The following is a 15659-nucleotide window of genomic DNA, read 5'->3' on the forward strand; positions in this document are numbered from 1 at the left end:
TTACATTAATACTTCGGTAAATAAAATGTTAGTATGTCGCGATAATTTTTTACCTAATTCAATAAAATTAGGTGCATTGTTTTTTGAAGTAGAGCGGAGAAACTAATGATACCAGACTTGGTAGCAACAAATATGCCTGAGCTTATTCCTGAACTTGGTCATTTAGCCCTGATAATAGCGTTAGCTTTTTCTTTTTGTTTGAGTGTTATACCGCTTATTGGCGTACATAGCGCTCAGCAAAGCTCGCTTAAAAAATTAATGGGGTATGCTAAACCCTTAACCTACGGTATGTTCTTCTTTACCACTATCAGCCTTATTATTCTCGCATATAGTTTTGTGGTTGATGATTTTTCTATTAAATACATTGCTAGTCATTCCAATACACATTTACCTTATTATTTTAAAATTAGCGCTGTGTGGGGCGGACATGAAGGCTCATTGTTATTATGGGTGTTTTCGTTAACCGCATGGACCGCAGCCGTTGCACGTTTTTCTGATGCTATTGAAGAAGAGTTTATTGCCCGTGTACTTTCGGTAATGGGCATGGTTGCTATTGGTTTTATTGCTTTTACTCTGCTTACCTCAAATCCTTTTGATCGTTTATGGCCAAATGTGCCGATGGAAGGGCGTGATTTAAACCCTCTATTACAAGATGTTGGTTTAATTATTCATCCACCACTATTGTACCTTGGCTATGTTGGTTTTGCGGTTGCTTTTGCTTTTGCGGTTGCCGCTTTAATGGCCGGTAAAATGGATGCTGCTTGGGCGCGTTGGTCTCGCCCTTGGACGGTTGGTGCATGGATGTTTTTAACCGTTGGTATCGCATTAGGTAGTTGGTGGGCATATTACGAACTTGGCTGGGGTGGCTGGTGGTTTTGGGATCCGGTTGAAAATGCTTCTTTTATGCCTTGGTTGGTAGGTACTGCACTAATTCACTCATTAGCGGTAACTGAAAAACGAGGCACCTTTAGAAACTGGACTATTTTATTAGCGATATTTGCCTTTGGTTTAAGCTTATTAGGAACTTTCTTAGTACGTTCTGGGGTTATTACTTCAGTACATTCGTTTGCTGCTGATCCATCTCGCGGTATTTTTATCTTGATGATTTTAGCGATTGCGATGGGTGGCTCGTTAACCCTTTATGCTTTTAGAGCAAGTACTGTCGCTAGCTTTTCTCGCTTTGCATTTTATTCGCGTGAAACTGCCTTATTACTTTGTAATGTTATTCTAGTTATTGCTGCAGTAACCGTATTGTTAGGTACTTTATATCCTCTTTTAGTTGACGCATTAGGTTACGGTAAAATTTCAGTTGGCCCGCCATACTTCAACGCGGTATTTGTGCCTATTATGAGTATTTTATTCATTATTATGGGAATTGGGCCATTAATTCGCTGGAAAAAAGCTAAACAAGGCGAGTTACGTAAACGCCTATTTAGCTCTTCAGTATTTAGTATTGCCTTTGGTTTGTTATTTCCTGTGATCTACGGCGGTGAGTTTAACGTACTGGTTGCTATGGGTATTACCTTAGCGACTTGGGTTTTCTTAGTGGTAGTGAAAGAGGTGAAAGGGCAACTACAACAAACAGGTAAATTAAGTATTAGTCATTTAGGTATGGCAACAGCGCATGCGGGTATTGCTATTACCATTGTTGGCGTCACTATTGTGTCAATGTACGAAAGTGAAACCAATGTAAAAATGGCTCTAAATGAAAGTGTTATCGTTTCAGGCTACCAAATTGAATTTAAAGGTATTAAGCATGTAGAAGGACCTAACTACAGTGCGCAACAAGGTCAAATTAATATTTATAAAGTAAATAGTAACGGCGAAAACGACTTTGTTAGCTTACTTAAACCTGAACGTAGAACTTATCGCGTGCAAACAATGGGTATGACCGAAGCGGGGATTGATCCTGGTTTGTTCCGTGATGTATATGTGGCGTTGGGAGATCCGTTACCAGAAGGTGCTTGGGCAGTTCGTGTGCATTATAAACCGTTTGTACGTTGGATTTGGTTAGGTGCTATTTTCATGGCTGCTGGTGGTTTATTATCAATGCTTGATAAACGCTATCGTCGTAAAAAGCCTACATTAATAACTGCAGATGAAAAAGATGCAGACGAAAAGCAAACCAATAAAGCTTCGGAGGCATAACAATGAATAAATTAATTCGTTTTTTACCTTTAATTTTAGTTATTGCTTTAGGGGTTGTGTTATATCGTGGTTTATCACTTAATCCGCAAGACATGCCGTCTGCCCTTGTTGGTAAAACGCTCCCTAACTTTGAGTTATTAACATTAAAAAACAAGGCTAATAAAGTTACGCAAACAGATGTGACTGGCGATATTGTATTAATTAATGTGTGGGCAACTTGGTGTCCAACTTGTAAATATGAGCATCCTTATTTAGTTGATATTGCTAAAAACCCACAAGTTACCTTGTATGGTTTGAACTACAAAGATGATCGTGCAGCCGCGCAACAATGGTTAAAAACCTATGAAGATCCTTATGTATTTTCAATTTTCGATGAGGAAGGTACTTTAGGTTTAGATCTTGGCGTTTATGGCGCACCAGAAACCTTTGTTATTGATCATAAAGGTATTATTCGTAAACGTTTTGCTGGCGCAATTGATACTCGCGTATGGCGAACAGAATTTGAGCCTTTAATAGCTCAACTTATTGAAGAAAAAAAGCAGGGAAAATAATATGCGTTTAACACCTCTATTTACCACCTTTGCTATTTTATTAACCATTGCGTTAAGTATTAGTAAAGTACAAGCAAGCCCTGTTGATACCTATGAGTTTCGTGATGAAGTCACTAAAATACGCTTTCAAGAATTAAGTAAAGAATTACGATGCCCTAAGTGCCAAAATCAAAACTTAGCTGACTCAAACTCACCTATAGCAGCTGATTTACGTAAAGAGCTTTACGAGTTATTACAACAAGGTAAAGCTGACATTGAAATTGTTAACTTTATGGTAGACCGTTACGGTGAGTTTGTTTTATATCGTCCGCGAGTTTCAACCTTAACGTATGTGTTATGGTTTGGTCCTGCGGTACTTATTTTATTAGGACTTATTGTTGTAGTTGTGATTGTACGTAGAAAACCTATTGCTAAAAAAGATCTAGAACTTACAGCAGAACAACAAGATAAGCTAGATAGCTTAATCAATGACAAATAACGCTTGGTTGTACCAATTTAGCTGTACCAATTTAGCTGTACTAATTTAGCTGTATTCATTTAGTGATATTCACTTAGTAATATTAGTACAGCACGACTCATTATAAGAAGATAGTATTATGGAATTTTTAGTAATCAGCCTCGTATTTTTAATTTTATTATTATTTATGGTCTGGCGCCCTTTCTTTAAACAAAAAGCTCAAACCAAAAATTCAACGGGTAATGTGCGTGATGAAACGAATATCCGCCTATACCATGAGCATAAAAAAGAAATAGAAAAAGATTACAGTGAAGGTGGTATTGATGAAGAGAACTATCAATATTTATTAAGTGAACTAAATAGTACTTTATTACAAGATATTGAAAGCACTTCAAAAGATGAAAAGCCTAGCACCGAAGCAACTAAAGCCTTTTCTCCTTATTGGCCGTTAGGATTAAGCGTATTTATTATCACTTTTTCAGTCTTCCTTTATAACAAACAAGGTAGCTATACGCAGATTACTCAGTTACCTGAAGGTCATGGTCAACAAGCTATGACGCAAGAGCAAATGCTAGCAGAGCGTGAAAAGCAAGCATTAGCGCACATTGAAAAACTCAAAGCACATATAGAAGCTAACCCTGAAGATACTGAAGCTTTGTATAACTTGGGGCAAACGTATGTAGCTATGGGAGCTTTTGATCGAGGTGTAACGGCTTTTGGACAAGTAATAAAGATTGAAGGTGAACACGCAGATTTATTAGGCTCCATTGCACAAGCGCTTTACTACAAAAATAATCAACAGATTAATGATCAAGTACAAGGTTACATTGATAGAGCTTTGGCGTTAGATGTTAACGATCCTTCAACCAATATTTTATTGGGCATGCATAACTTTATTGAACAAGACTATCAGCAAGCGATTGTATATTGGCAGCGCGTCATTGATTCAAACAACCAAGGCGTGAATATTGAAGCGTTAACTGAAGCTGTTGCCGAAGCCAATAACCGGCTTGCCAGTATAAATGGTAAAACTAGCCCTAGCCAAAACCTACAAAGCTCTACTCAAAATAATATGCAGCCTCAAGCTGTTGATGGTCCCCGCTTAAAAGTGAGTGTTAGTTTAGGTGATGAAGTAACTAAAAAATTAATGCAAGGAGAAGATCGTGTTGTCTTTATTTATGCTGTTCCAACTAACGGACAACGTATGCCGTTAGCGGCAGTAAAAATGAAAGCAAGTAACTTACCTGCAGTAATCGAATTAAATAATAGCCAAGCAATGAGTCCTGTTAATACTTTAGGTAGTGTCGAGCAAGCTCATATTTACGCCGTTGTTTCAATGAGCGGTGGTGTTGGTATTAAGCCTGGTGACTTTAAAGCAGAAGCGCTCAATATTGATGTTAATAACAAAGAAGTACTTGAACTTGTTATTGATACCTTTGTTGAGTAGTTACAGCTGTTAACAGGTACGATAAAGAGCGGTTTTCATGTTGTGTAACTGCTCGGTAATGTCATTCAAACGTAAGAAGAAAGCATAATGAAATCTCGCTTTAGTGCTCGTCGTAATAATATTAACAATGCAGAAACCGCTGTTAAACATTCACAAGTAACAGGCGTTTTAATTACCAATCTAGGCTCGCCAGACGAACCAACAACAGGTGCCGTGCGTCGTTATTTACGTGAGTTTTTATCAGACAGACGAGTGGTTGAAATACCGCGTTTACTTTGGCTTATTATCTTACACGGTATTATTTTGCGTATTAGGCCCGCTAAATCAGCCAAGTTATATCAAACAATTTGGCAAGATGATGGTGCACCTTTAGTTACTATTACGGCAGCACAAAAAGAAAAGTTGGCAAGTAAAATTAAATCTCAATATGGCGACCAAGTCATTGTAGACTTTGCCATGCGCTATGGTAATCCATCTATCTCCAGTGTTTTACAAAAATTTCAACAGCAAGGTGTTGATAAGCTTGTTGTGTTACCTTTGTATCCACAATACGCAGGGCCAACAACAGCCTCAACCTTTGATGCGTTAAGTAAAGAGCTACAAAATTGGCGCTATGTTCCTAGCATTCACTTTATCAATACTTATCACCATAACCCTCTGTACATTACGGCATTAGCTAATACGGTTGTGGAGCATGTAAAACAATACGGCAAGCCAGATAAACTGGTGTTGTCATATCATGGTATGCCTGAACTTTTTCATGAGTGGGGCGACCCGTATTACGACTTTTGTCTTGAAACTACACGTTTACTTAAAACAAAACTATCTAGCGAAGCCGTGAATAATGATTATGCGTTTAACGAAGATGAAATTATAACTACTTTTCAGTCGCGCTTTGGTAAAGCTGAATGGTTAAAACCTTATACTGATGAAACATTAGAAAACTTACCAACTCAAGGTGATAAACACATTGCGATTATTAGCCCTGCGTTTAGTAGTGATTGTTTAGAAACCCTAGAAGAATTAGAGCATGAAAACCGTGAGATATTTATGGAAGCGGGCGGTGAGCAATATCATTATATTGCAGCGTTAAATGACAGAGATGATCATATAGATGTTTTATTTAACCTTGTTGCCCCTTTATTAAATGATTGATGTTTTAGTTTTGTCGGTTTTAGTCGCTTATAATTATTGTTGAGCAAAACACCAAAATTTATAATTAACTTACTTGCCAAGTAATATAAAAATATTATACTGTTTTTATATACAGCTATTGGTGAGTGGTTAATGATGACTCCACAACGAAAAATAATCCACGTAGATATGGACGCTTTTTACGCTTCGGTAGAAATGCGTGATTTTCCTGAATATCGAGATATTCCCATTGCTGTTGGCGGCAATGGGCCCCGTAGTGTGTTGTGTACCTGTAATTACCTTGCTAGAGAGTACGGCGTTCGCTCTGCAATGCCAGCAAGTCGCGCTAAAGTTCTATGCCCAAATCTTAAAATTGTTCGAGGGCGAATGAGCGTCTACCAAGAAGTTTCCGCTAAAATACGAGAAATATTTAGTCGCTATACTAAGATTATTGAGCCATTGTCTCTAGATGAAGCCTATTTAGATGTAACTGGGTGTCTGTTATTTAATGGCTCTGCCACACTTATTGCAGAAGATATTCGAGCCACCATTTTTAAAGAGCTACAACTCACCGCTTCAGCAGGTATTGCGCCAATTAAGTACCTAGCCAAAATCGCCTCGGACTTAAATAAACCCGACGGGCAGTATGTCATAACGCCAAATCAAGTAAGTAGTTTTATTGACAGTATGCCATTAAGTAAAATACCCGGCGTGGGCAAAGTCACTTATAAAAAACTACAAGACAGTGGCTTGGCGTTTGGGCGAGATATTAAAGCGTTAGATGAAGTTAGCCTTATTCGTCAATTTGGTAAACTAGGACGCTCGTTATGGTATAAGTGTCATGGTGATGATAATCGAGCGATCGTCACTCAGCGCATTCGAAAATCGGTAGGAGTTGAACGAACTTTTGCCGACGATATTGCGAATATTGAAGAATTAGCCGCTTACATGAAGCAGCAACTGATCCCTGAATTAAAATTAAGAGCAAAGAAGTATTTATCAACACGAGAAATTAGTAAACTAGGTATCAAAGTAAAATTTAAAGATTTTCATCAAACGACGAAAGAATTTAAATATCATCAATTTGATGAAGGTATTTTTAATACTTTACTTGAAGAGGGGTTAGCACGAGGTGAGGGTAAAGCCGTGCGACTTCTCGGTGTTCATATTGGCTTAGGCGAGAGCGCACCGACACATCAACAATTTGAATTTATACTTGAATAATATGTAAGGCGTTTAGTTTTTAACTTTTAACTTCTGAAGAGCCTACCCTAATTTTGTTGAATTTAACAAGCTAGCCTTAAAATATATTTAATGGTGGGTATTACAAATAAAATCCATTTAAAAAATATATTAGCTGCCGTTGTGTTTGCTATAGTCTTGCTAATTAACTAAGGCAAAAAGCTGTTAGCGCAACAAATAGACAATATTTGCATAAAAGTTGTGAAATAGATTGGTATCTTGAAGCTTAGCTTGCGTATAATAAGCGCCTTGCAAAAAATGAGTCTGCCGATATCATTGCAGACAACAGCTTGCTTGTTAATTTAAGTTATTAACTTAAGTTTTAATATTTAAATAATAGCCGAGCAATATAGTGTTAAAACTAATATGAAAAATAGCGTTAAAAAGCAATATTAAAAAACATAGCGCCCCAAAATTCGTTTTTTACAATCACATGATTTCTCAATTGAATAAATCCTCATAGTGATTGACTAAACCAAGACTTGTACCTAAATAGTAACAAACAGATTTGTAGAGTATCTCATGATTAAAAGTACGTCCGAAGTCCGTCAGGCATTTTTAGATTTCTTTGCCACCAAACAACACCAAATAGTTAAAAGTAGCTCACTCGTTCCTGGTAACGATGCCACGTTATTGTTCACCAATGCAGGTATGGTTCCTTTTAAAGATGTATTTTTAGGTGCCGAACATCGTAGTTATACCCGTGCAACCTCTGCACAACGTTGTGTTAGAGCTGGTGGCAAACATAACGATTTAGAAAATGTGGGGTACACCGCTCGCCATCACACTTTTTTTGAAATGATGGGTAACTTTAGCTTTGGTGACTACTTCAAAGAGAATGCTATTAGTTATGCTTGGGAATTTTTAACGACAGTTTTAGGCTTACCAAAAGAAAAGTTATTAGTGACTATTTACGAAACTGATGAAGAAGCTTTTGCTTACTGGAAAGATGAAATAGGCGTACCTGTAGAAAAAATTATTCGTATTGGCGATAAGCCAGGCGGTAAAAAATTTGAATCAGATAACTTTTGGTCTATGGGCGATACAGGTCCTTGTGGTCCTTGCTCTGAGATCTTCTACGATCACGGTGAGCATATTTGGGGTGGTCCTCCGGGCTCACCTGAAGAGGACGGCGATCGTTTTATTGAAATTTGGAATATAGTATTCATGCAATTTAACCGTCAAAGTAACGGTGACATGGATCCACTGCCAAATCCATCTATTGATACGGGTATGGGCTTAGAGCGTATTTCTGCCATTATGCAAGACGTTCACAGTAACTACGAGATTGATATTTTCCAAGAGCTTATTAAAGATACTGCAGAGCTATTACAATGTGAAGATCTTGAGCATAAATCACTACGCGTAATTAGTGATCATATTCGCTCTTGTAGCTTTTTAATTGTGGATGGTGTTGTACCTTCAAATGAAGGTCGTGGTTATGTGCTTCGTCGTATTATTCGTCGTGCAATTCGTCACGGTCATAAATTAGAAGCGAAAGGGCACTTCTTTCATAAATTAGTTGCTTCGTTAATCAAACAGATGGGCGATGCCTACCCAGAGTTGGAGCAGCAGCAAGCGATCATTGAAAAGCTACTACGCATTGAAGAAGAGCAGTTCGGCCGCACTTTAGACCGCGGTATGGTTTTATTAGAAGATATTTTAGATAACCTAACTGACGACACTATCAACGGTGATGATGTATTTAAGTTGTACGACACCTATGGCTTCCCTGCTGATTTAACGGCTGATATAGCCCGTGAACGTCACTTGAAAATTGATCATGATGGTTTCGATAAAGCGATGACCGAGCAAAGAGTTCGCGCACAAAAGGCGAGCCAATTTGGTACTGATTATAACGAGCAACTTAAATCTGATCATAAAACAGGTTTTAAAGGTTATGAGAATGACTCCTTTTCAGCCACCGTGGTTGAGTTATTTAACAATCAAGATCATGTTGCTGTAAACCAATTGAATGCAGGCGAACAAGGCATTGTTATTTTAGACCGTACACCATTTTATGCTGAATCTGGCGGACAAGTTGGTGATAGTGGTTTATTACATCTTGATAATGGTGTTTTTGAAGTATCAGATACCATTAAACTAGGTAATGCATATGCTCATAAAGGAATTGCGCGAACAGATGTTGGTTTAAATCGACGTGTTAAAGCAGAGATTGATGTAGAACGTCGTTCAGCTATTGTTAAAAACCATACTGCCACGCATTTATTACACGCCGCTTTACGTAAAGTGTTAGGTGAGCACGTTACACAAAAAGGTTCGTTATGCGATAGCGAAAAATTACGTTTCGACTTTTCACACTTTGAAGGCGTAACCGCTGAAGAATTACATACAGTAGAGCAAATGGTTAATGATGAAATTCGTCGTAATCATGCTCGAAAGACTGAATCTATGTACATTGAGCAAGCGAAAGAAAAAGGTGCAATGGCACTCTTTGGTGAAAAGTATGATGATGAAGTGCGTGTTGTAACTTTAGGTGATTTTTCTATCGAACTTTGTGGTGGTGTTCATGTAAACCGAACTGGTGACATTGGTTTATTAAAAATTACTGCTGAATCAGGTATTGCTGCTGGTGTACGTCGTATCGAAGCGGTTACAGGTACAGGTGCACTTAACTTTATCAATCAACAAACTGCTGCATTGAACAATATTGCCTTATTAGTTAAAAGTGATGTAACCAATGCAAGTAATAAAGTTGAGCAATTAATTACCCGCTCTAAGCAACTTGAAAAAGAAATTACACAACTTAAGCAAGAACTTGCTGCACAAGCAGGGTCTGACTTAATAAATAACACAATTGAAATAAACGGCGTTAAAGTGTTAATTGCTGACTTAGGTGGCGTTGAAAGCAAAGAGCTTAGAGGCATGGTTGATGAGCTTAAAAACAAAATGCAATCTGGCATTATTATGCTTGCTACAGCCAATGGCGATAAAGTTGGCTTAATCGCTGGAGTAACTAAAGACTTAATAGGTCGTGTAAAAGCGGGTGAACTAGTTAATATGGTAGCACAACAAGTTGGCGGTAAAGGTGGCGGTCGTCCTGACATGGCACAAGCGGGTGGTAACAAACCTGAAAACATTACTCCTGCACTTGCAAGTGTTTCAGATTGGCTAACAGAAAAGCTTGTATAACGGCTGTTATGGCAATGTGTTTTAACTCTACTTATTAGCTTATAAAAAACACTAATGAATAACACTTGAAAGGAAGCATAATGCTTCCTTTTTAATACGCTGAATTTAGGTGTTTTAAAGTTGACTTAAACGATAAATGTTACTTTTTTATGACTTTGTACAAAAAAGTATTAATTTTTTACAAAAGATTACATGAACAATGGGATATATAGGTTATAAATGTATTCAAGGAGAGGGAAATCTTGTTAAGATATATTCGGTAGCATAGTAACCCTATATTTTTTGTTACTGACTATCGAAACGTTATTAAAAGTTATCATCGGATATGAGATTTTTAATAAACAATGACTTTTTATAGGAAATCGACTATTAGTTGTAGTGGATGGATTAAAAAGTAACTAATTCTAATATATTACTAGCTTATATATATTTATTTAGTGATCTCACTTTAAAGGATAAGGAAGAAAACATGCTTATATTAACTCGACGCGTAGGCGAAACACTAATGATTGGTGACGAAGTAACAGTTACTGTACTTGGTGTTAAAGGAAATCAGGTAAGAATCGGTGTTAATGCACCCAAAGAAATATCAGTGCATCGTGAAGAAATTTACATGCGCATCCAAGCTGAAAAAGGCGATGGAGAAGTTTCTGGTAATCAAGCAGATTAGATTACCGCTTGATTGCTAGTTAAATAATTAAGTAAATGTAGCTAATAAATATTGAAACTCATTTATCTTGTTTATTTAACCTATAAAAAACACCGCTTAGTCGGTGTTTTTTTGTATCTATACCACACTTCTTCGAATTAATTAGCTAAAAATTGTTAATCACTCATAAAAATTAGATATAACTCTGACTTGTATAGGCAGCTTGAATTCAGATGTTAATTAAATAATCTTATCTTTTTAAAAGGTCTAAATGTAGTTTACTTTAATTTTGTGTTTAAAAATTATCACAATTGCCTGAAATCTCAACAAACAAACATTTATCGTAAATAAATTATAAAAAATGTTTGACTTATTTTTAGGAACCTTTATTATTCGCACCCATTGGAGAGGTGGCCGAGTGGCCGAAGGCGCTCCCCTGCTAAGGGAGTATCTGGTTTGTAGCCGGATCGAGGGTTCGAATCCCTCCCTCTCCGCCATTATTCTTATTTTAAGTTATAATGGTTGTGTGGAAAGAAAATTCACTATCTTTAGACTAAGATATAAAAAATAGTTCATGAGGGCGCGTAGCTCAGCTGGATAGAGTACCTGGCTACGAACCAGGCGGTCGCAGGTTCGACTCCTGCCGCGCCCACCACTTTCTTCAAGTGATAAAATATAGAAGACAGCATGTGAAGCTGTTTAAAAAATTCATAATGGGCGCGTAGCTCAGCTGGATAGAGTACCTGGCTACGAACCAGGCGGTCGCAGGTTCGACTCCTGCCGCGCCCACCACATCGAAAAGCCTCACCCTAACAGGTGAGGCTTTTTTCGTTTTAAAAAACCAATTAATAATATTTATCTAATCGCAAAACTGAATTGTCAATTCATCGTTGAGTATGTAGCTCAGCTGGATAGACTCACTTAATAGAAAGCTGGCTACGAATGAATCCCTTTACGGTCGCAGGTTCGACTCCTGCCGCGCCCACCACATCGAAAAGCCTCACCCTAACAGGTGAGACATCTTAGTCACTTCAATAGTTTAATTACTTCAGTATATAGTTAACCTTAAATTTATTTTTATTCGGGTTTACCAATGAAGTATTTGTGAACGATTAGTCAGCAAAAAAAGACAGCTGTTAATTATGCTTTTATAAGGCCGCCTGAAGTGATAAAATAAGGAGTTATTTGTCACGGCTCTGGGTAAATAACTTTTAGTTTATTAGTCTAGAACCGTGACAAATGATTCTTAAAATCACTTTTGTGTAAAACGTTTACTTTTAAAATTAACGTAATCTCCGAAATTTTGGTGATAGGCGTGTGATAAGCGTTTTAACTGGAGCTTTATTGAAAAGTATATCGATTTATCTATTATTATTCCCTAAAAGCAAGGATGAAAGTTAAATTGCTTTTCTGAAATAGACTAAATCGTTTGCAATATAGTAGTTAGAGTGATTATTCTAATAGTAAGAACTTTGAAAGAGAATAAACAATGAACAATATGCAGCAGCAATTTTTAGAGGCCGGCACCTTAATGTTGGCAGGAATGGTATTTGTTTTTGTATTTTTAAGTATATTAATCGTTTTTATTAATACAGTACTGGCAAAACTTGCGGTTAAATTTCCGGACCCAGTTGTTGCGTCATCTTCACGTACTAATAAAAAGAGTAAGAGTAAAAATGACGGTGGCGTTTCACCTGCAGTTGTTTCGGCAATTAGCGGTGCAGTTAAACGCTATCGCAGTCAGCATGGTCAAGATAAATAAGCTTGAGTACTATTGCACTCCTCTCCACCATTAAAATTAAATTTGAATAACGTGATTCACGTTAATTAAAAAGTTAGATAAAAGGGCGTAAACATGAGTAAGCCATTAGGTATCACCGAGGTTGTCTTAAGGGATGGACATCAATCAATTTTAGCCACTAGGTTGCGTTTAGCAGATATGTTACCTATAGCAGCAACACTGGATGAAGTTGGTTACTGGTCTATTGAATCTTGGGGTGGCGCAACGTTCGATTCATGTATTCGCTACTTGGGCGAAGATCCATGGGAACGTATTCGTGCACTTAAAAAGGCAATGCCTAAAACTAAACAGCAAATGTTATTTCGCGGTCAAAATATTTTAGGTTACCGCCATTATGCTGATGATGTTGTTGAAAAATTTGTTGAACGTGCACACATTAACGGTATTGATGTTTTCCGTATTTTTGATGCGATGAATGATGTTAGAAATCTTAAAACATCAATTAAAGCGGCAGTAAAGGTTGGCGCTCACGCACAAGGTACGCTAAGTTATACTGAAAGCCCTGTACACACTCTTGATGGTTGGTTAACAATGGCCAAGCAACTTGAAGATATGGGTGCTCATTCTTTATGTATTAAAGATATGTCAGGCTTATTAAAGCCATACGATGCTGCAGAGTTAATTAGTCGTCTTAAAGAAACCGTGGCATTACCTATTGCATTACATTGTCATGCAACTACAGGTTTAAGTGTTGCCACTCAAATGAAAGCGATTGACAGCGATGTTGATGTTATCGATACCTCAATTTCTTCTATGAGTATGACTTACGGTCATTCACCAACAGAAACGATTGCTGCTATTGTTGAAGGTAGCCCTCGAGATTCAGGCTTGAATGTTGAAAAAATGGCAGAAGTTGCTGCATATTTCCGTGATGTTAGAGAAAAATACGCTGAGTTTGAAGGCAGCTTAAAGGGGGTTGATGCGCGTATTTTAACTGCACAAGTACCAGGTGGTATGCTAACTAATATGGAAAACCAGTTAAAAGAGCAAGGTGCAGCAGATAGGTTTGACGACGTATTAACTGAAATACCAAAAGTACGTAAAGATTTAGGTTATATTCCTTTAGTTACCCCAACGTCACAAATTGTTGGTACTCAATCAGTACTTAATGTTTTAACAGGTGAGCGTTATAAATCAATAACTAAAGAAACCGCGGGCGTTTTAAAGGGGGAGTACGGTGCTACTGCAGCTCCTGTAAATTCTGAACTTCAAGCGCGAGTTTTAGATGGTGCTGACGTTATTACTTGTCGCCCTGCGGACTTACTTGATCCGGAAGTAGATAACTTATCAGAAGAATTACAAACATTAGCTAAAGAAAAGAACATTGAATTAGCGGATGACAGCATTGATGACGTATTAACTTATGCATTATTCCCACAAATCGGTCTGAAATTCTTAGAAAACCGTAATAACCCATCAGCATTTGAACCTATTCCGACTACGTCGAATAAAAAATCTAATGTAGTATCTGAAGCAAACTCTTCAGGCGCAACAGAAAATTATGCGGTAAGCGTAGATGGTAAAGTGTATGACGTAGTTGTTGCTCCAGGTGGCTCTATTGATTCAGTAACATTACCAGCGGGTGATGATGCTATTAAGCAAAACGCTTCAATCTCTGCAGGCGAAACATTAAATGCACCGCTTGCGGGGAATATTTTTAAAGTGCTAGTTAATGAAGGTGACCATGTTGATGCTGGAGATGTTGTTATCATCATGGAAGCGATGAAAATGGAAACTGAAATTCGAGCAGTGACATCTGGCGAAATAGTTTCAATATTCACCAGAGAAGGCGCTTCTGTTGCCGTTGGTGATGCATTAATTAGTTTTGCATAGAGGCTAATATGGATTCATTAAATACTTTATGGTTATCGACTGGTTTAGCTAACTTTGAACTAGGCCAAGTGATTATGATGGTTGTTGGCTGTGGTTTACTTTACTTAGCCATTGCTCGTAATTTTGAGCCTCTATTATTGTTGCCAATGGGTTTTGGTGCAATTTTAACTAATATTCCTGTTGCTGGCTTTTCAGAAGTCGGTGGTTTGCTGCATTATATTTACTATGCAGGTATTGATACAGGTATCTTCCCACTCATTATTTTTATGGGTGTTGGTGCTATGACAGATTTTGGCGCACTTATTGGTAATCCTAAAACACTACTATTAGGTGCTGCTGCTCAGTTTGGTATTTTTGCAACTTTATTTGGTGCTATTGCGTTAAACTATATACCAGGCATAGAATTTACCCTTAAAGATGCATCAGCTATCGCTATTATTGGTGGTGCTGACGGTCCTACTGCTATCTTCTTAGCTTCAAAACTAGCACCTGAATTATTGGGTGCTATAGCGGTTGCGGCATATTCTTATATGGCATTAGTACCAATTATTCAGCCACCGATTATGCGTGCGTTAACCTCAGAAAAAGAACGTAAAATTGAAATGGCACAATTACGCCCAGTGACGAAAATTGAAAAAATTATTTTCCCGCTAGGTGTGTTATTGATGACTATTTTCTTTTTACCATCTGCAACACCACTTGTAGGTATGTTCTGTTTAGGTAACTTAATGCGTGAATCGGGTGTAGTAGATCGTTTAAGCTCTACTGCTCAGAATGAACTTATTAACATTACCACTATCTTCTTAGGTTTAGGTGTAGGCTCTAAACTTAGTTCGGAAGCATTTTTAAATGTAGAGACATTAGGCATTTTAGCTTTAGGTGCTGTTGCTTTCTCAATTGGTACGGCTTCGGGTGTATTAATGGCTAAATTAATGAATAAGTTCTCTAAGGTTCCTATTAACCCATTAATTGGTGCTGCAGGTGTGTCTGCTGTACCTATGGCGGCACGTGTTGCTAATAAGGTTGGTTTAGAATCTAATCCGCATAACTTCTTGTTAATGCATGCAATGGGCCCAAATGTAGCGGGTGTATTAGGCTCAGCTGTTGCTGCAGGTATTCTATTAGCCCTTGTAGGTACTTAGTGTTATTTTTGCATTAGCTAATGACTAACTATTTAAAAACACCGAGCTTGCTCGGTGTTTTTGTATTTATCGTTTAATAACAATATTAATACCAATCTGATT

General features: G+C 37.6%; 11 protein-coding genes and 3 tRNA genes. All 14 read left to right on the forward strand.

The annotated features are described in order from the left end of the window. Nucleotides 1-105: 105 nt before the first annotated feature. The 14 genes from KO502_RS00820 (at nt 106) to KO502_RS00885 (ending at nt 15557) form a co-directional block, all read left to right on the forward strand. Entirely contained in the window at nt 106-2148 is a 2043-nt protein-coding gene (locus KO502_RS00820) for a heme lyase CcmF/NrfE family subunit (RefSeq protein WP_252730435.1), read from the forward strand. A 2-nt stretch (nt 2149-2150) separates the two neighbouring features. After that, nucleotides 2151-2699, forward strand: coding sequence for a DsbE family thiol:disulfide interchange protein (locus tag KO502_RS00825; RefSeq protein WP_216020660.1), 549 nt, complete (start codon nt 2151-2153; stop codon nt 2697-2699). Between the two features lies 1 nt (nt 2700). Further along, nucleotides 2701-3177, forward strand: a complete 477-nt coding sequence (locus tag KO502_RS00830; RefSeq protein WP_216020661.1) for a cytochrome c-type biogenesis protein — start codon at nt 2701-2703, stop codon at nt 3175-3177. 118 nt (nt 3178-3295) lie between these two features. Continuing rightward, nucleotides 3296-4603: a c-type cytochrome biogenesis protein CcmI gene (gene ccmI, locus KO502_RS00835; RefSeq protein WP_216020662.1), complete on the forward strand. Its 1308-nt coding sequence runs from the start codon at nt 3296-3298 to the stop codon at nt 4601-4603. An 87-nt stretch (nt 4604-4690) separates the two neighbouring features. Next, on the forward strand, nt 4691-5758 hold the full coding sequence (hemH, locus tag KO502_RS00840; protein ID WP_216020663.1) for a ferrochelatase: 1068 nt from the start codon (nt 4691-4693) through the stop codon (nt 5756-5758). 132 nt (nt 5759-5890) lie between these two features. Beyond that, entirely contained in the window at nt 5891-6961 is a 1071-nt protein-coding gene (gene dinB, locus KO502_RS00845; protein WP_216020664.1) for a DNA polymerase IV, read from the forward strand. Nucleotides 6962-7501: 540 nt separating this feature from the next. Then, on the forward strand, nt 7502-10132 hold the full coding sequence (gene alaS, locus KO502_RS00850) for an alanine--tRNA ligase (RefSeq protein ID WP_216020665.1): 2631 nt from the start codon (nt 7502-7504) through the stop codon (nt 10130-10132). A gap of 469 nt (nt 10133-10601) precedes the next feature. After that, complete coding sequence (gene csrA, locus KO502_RS00855) at nt 10602-10802, forward strand: carbon storage regulator CsrA (RefSeq protein WP_216020666.1); 201 nt, start codon at nt 10602-10604, stop codon at nt 10800-10802. Between the two features lie 383 nt (nt 10803-11185). Beyond that, nucleotides 11186-11278 (forward strand) — tRNA-Ser (locus KO502_RS00860). 81 nt (nt 11279-11359) lie between these two features. Further along, nucleotides 11360-11436 (forward strand) — tRNA-Arg (locus KO502_RS00865). Nucleotides 11437-11496: 60 nt separating this feature from the next. Then, nucleotides 11497-11573 (forward strand) — tRNA-Arg (locus KO502_RS00870). Between the two features lie 697 nt (nt 11574-12270). After that, entirely contained in the window at nt 12271-12543 is a 273-nt protein-coding gene (locus KO502_RS00875) for an OadG family transporter subunit (RefSeq protein ID WP_216020667.1), read from the forward strand. Between the two features lie 93 nt (nt 12544-12636). After that, nucleotides 12637-14415 carry a sodium-extruding oxaloacetate decarboxylase subunit alpha gene (gene oadA / locus KO502_RS00880; RefSeq protein WP_216020668.1) on the forward strand — a complete coding sequence of 593 codons (1779 nt, stop codon included), beginning with the start codon at nt 12637-12639 and terminating at the stop codon, nt 14413-14415. Between the two features lie 8 nt (nt 14416-14423). Then, nucleotides 14424-15557: a sodium ion-translocating decarboxylase subunit beta gene (locus tag KO502_RS00885; protein ID WP_216020669.1), complete on the forward strand. Its 1134-nt coding sequence runs from the start codon at nt 14424-14426 to the stop codon at nt 15555-15557. Nucleotides 15558-15659: the final 102 nt, after the last annotated feature.

Origin of the sequence: Colwellia sp. E2M01 (assembly GCF_018860585.1) — a bacterium.
GTDB lineage: Bacteria > Pseudomonadota > Gammaproteobacteria > Enterobacterales > Alteromonadaceae > Colwellia.

Coding starts and splice junctions, on each gene's coding strand:
- KO502_RS00830 (WP_216020661.1), top strand. CDS start 2,701: ATGCGTTTAACACCTCTATTTACCACCTTTGCTATTTTATTAACCATT.
- KO502_RS00875 (WP_216020667.1), top strand. CDS start 12,271: ATGAACAATATGCAGCAGCAATTTTTAGAGGCCGGCACCTTAATGTTG.
- KO502_RS00885 (WP_216020669.1), top strand. CDS start 14,424: ATGGATTCATTAAATACTTTATGGTTATCGACTGGTTTAGCTAACTTT.
- csrA (WP_216020666.1), top strand. CDS start 10,602: ATGCTTATATTAACTCGACGCGTAGGCGAAACACTAATGATTGGTGAC.
- oadA (WP_216020668.1), top strand. CDS start 12,637: ATGAGTAAGCCATTAGGTATCACCGAGGTTGTCTTAAGGGATGGACAT.
- hemH (WP_216020663.1), top strand. CDS start 4,691: ATGAAATCTCGCTTTAGTGCTCGTCGTAATAATATTAACAATGCAGAA.
- ccmI (WP_216020662.1), top strand. CDS start 3,296: ATGGAATTTTTAGTAATCAGCCTCGTATTTTTAATTTTATTATTATTT.
- alaS (WP_216020665.1), top strand. CDS start 7,502: ATGATTAAAAGTACGTCCGAAGTCCGTCAGGCATTTTTAGATTTCTTT.
- KO502_RS00825 (WP_216020660.1), top strand. CDS start 2,151: ATGAATAAATTAATTCGTTTTTTACCTTTAATTTTAGTTATTGCTTTA.
- dinB (WP_216020664.1), top strand. CDS start 5,891: ATGATGACTCCACAACGAAAAATAATCCACGTAGATATGGACGCTTTT.
- KO502_RS00820 (WP_252730435.1), top strand. CDS start 106: ATGATACCAGACTTGGTAGCAACAAATATGCCTGAGCTTATTCCTGAA.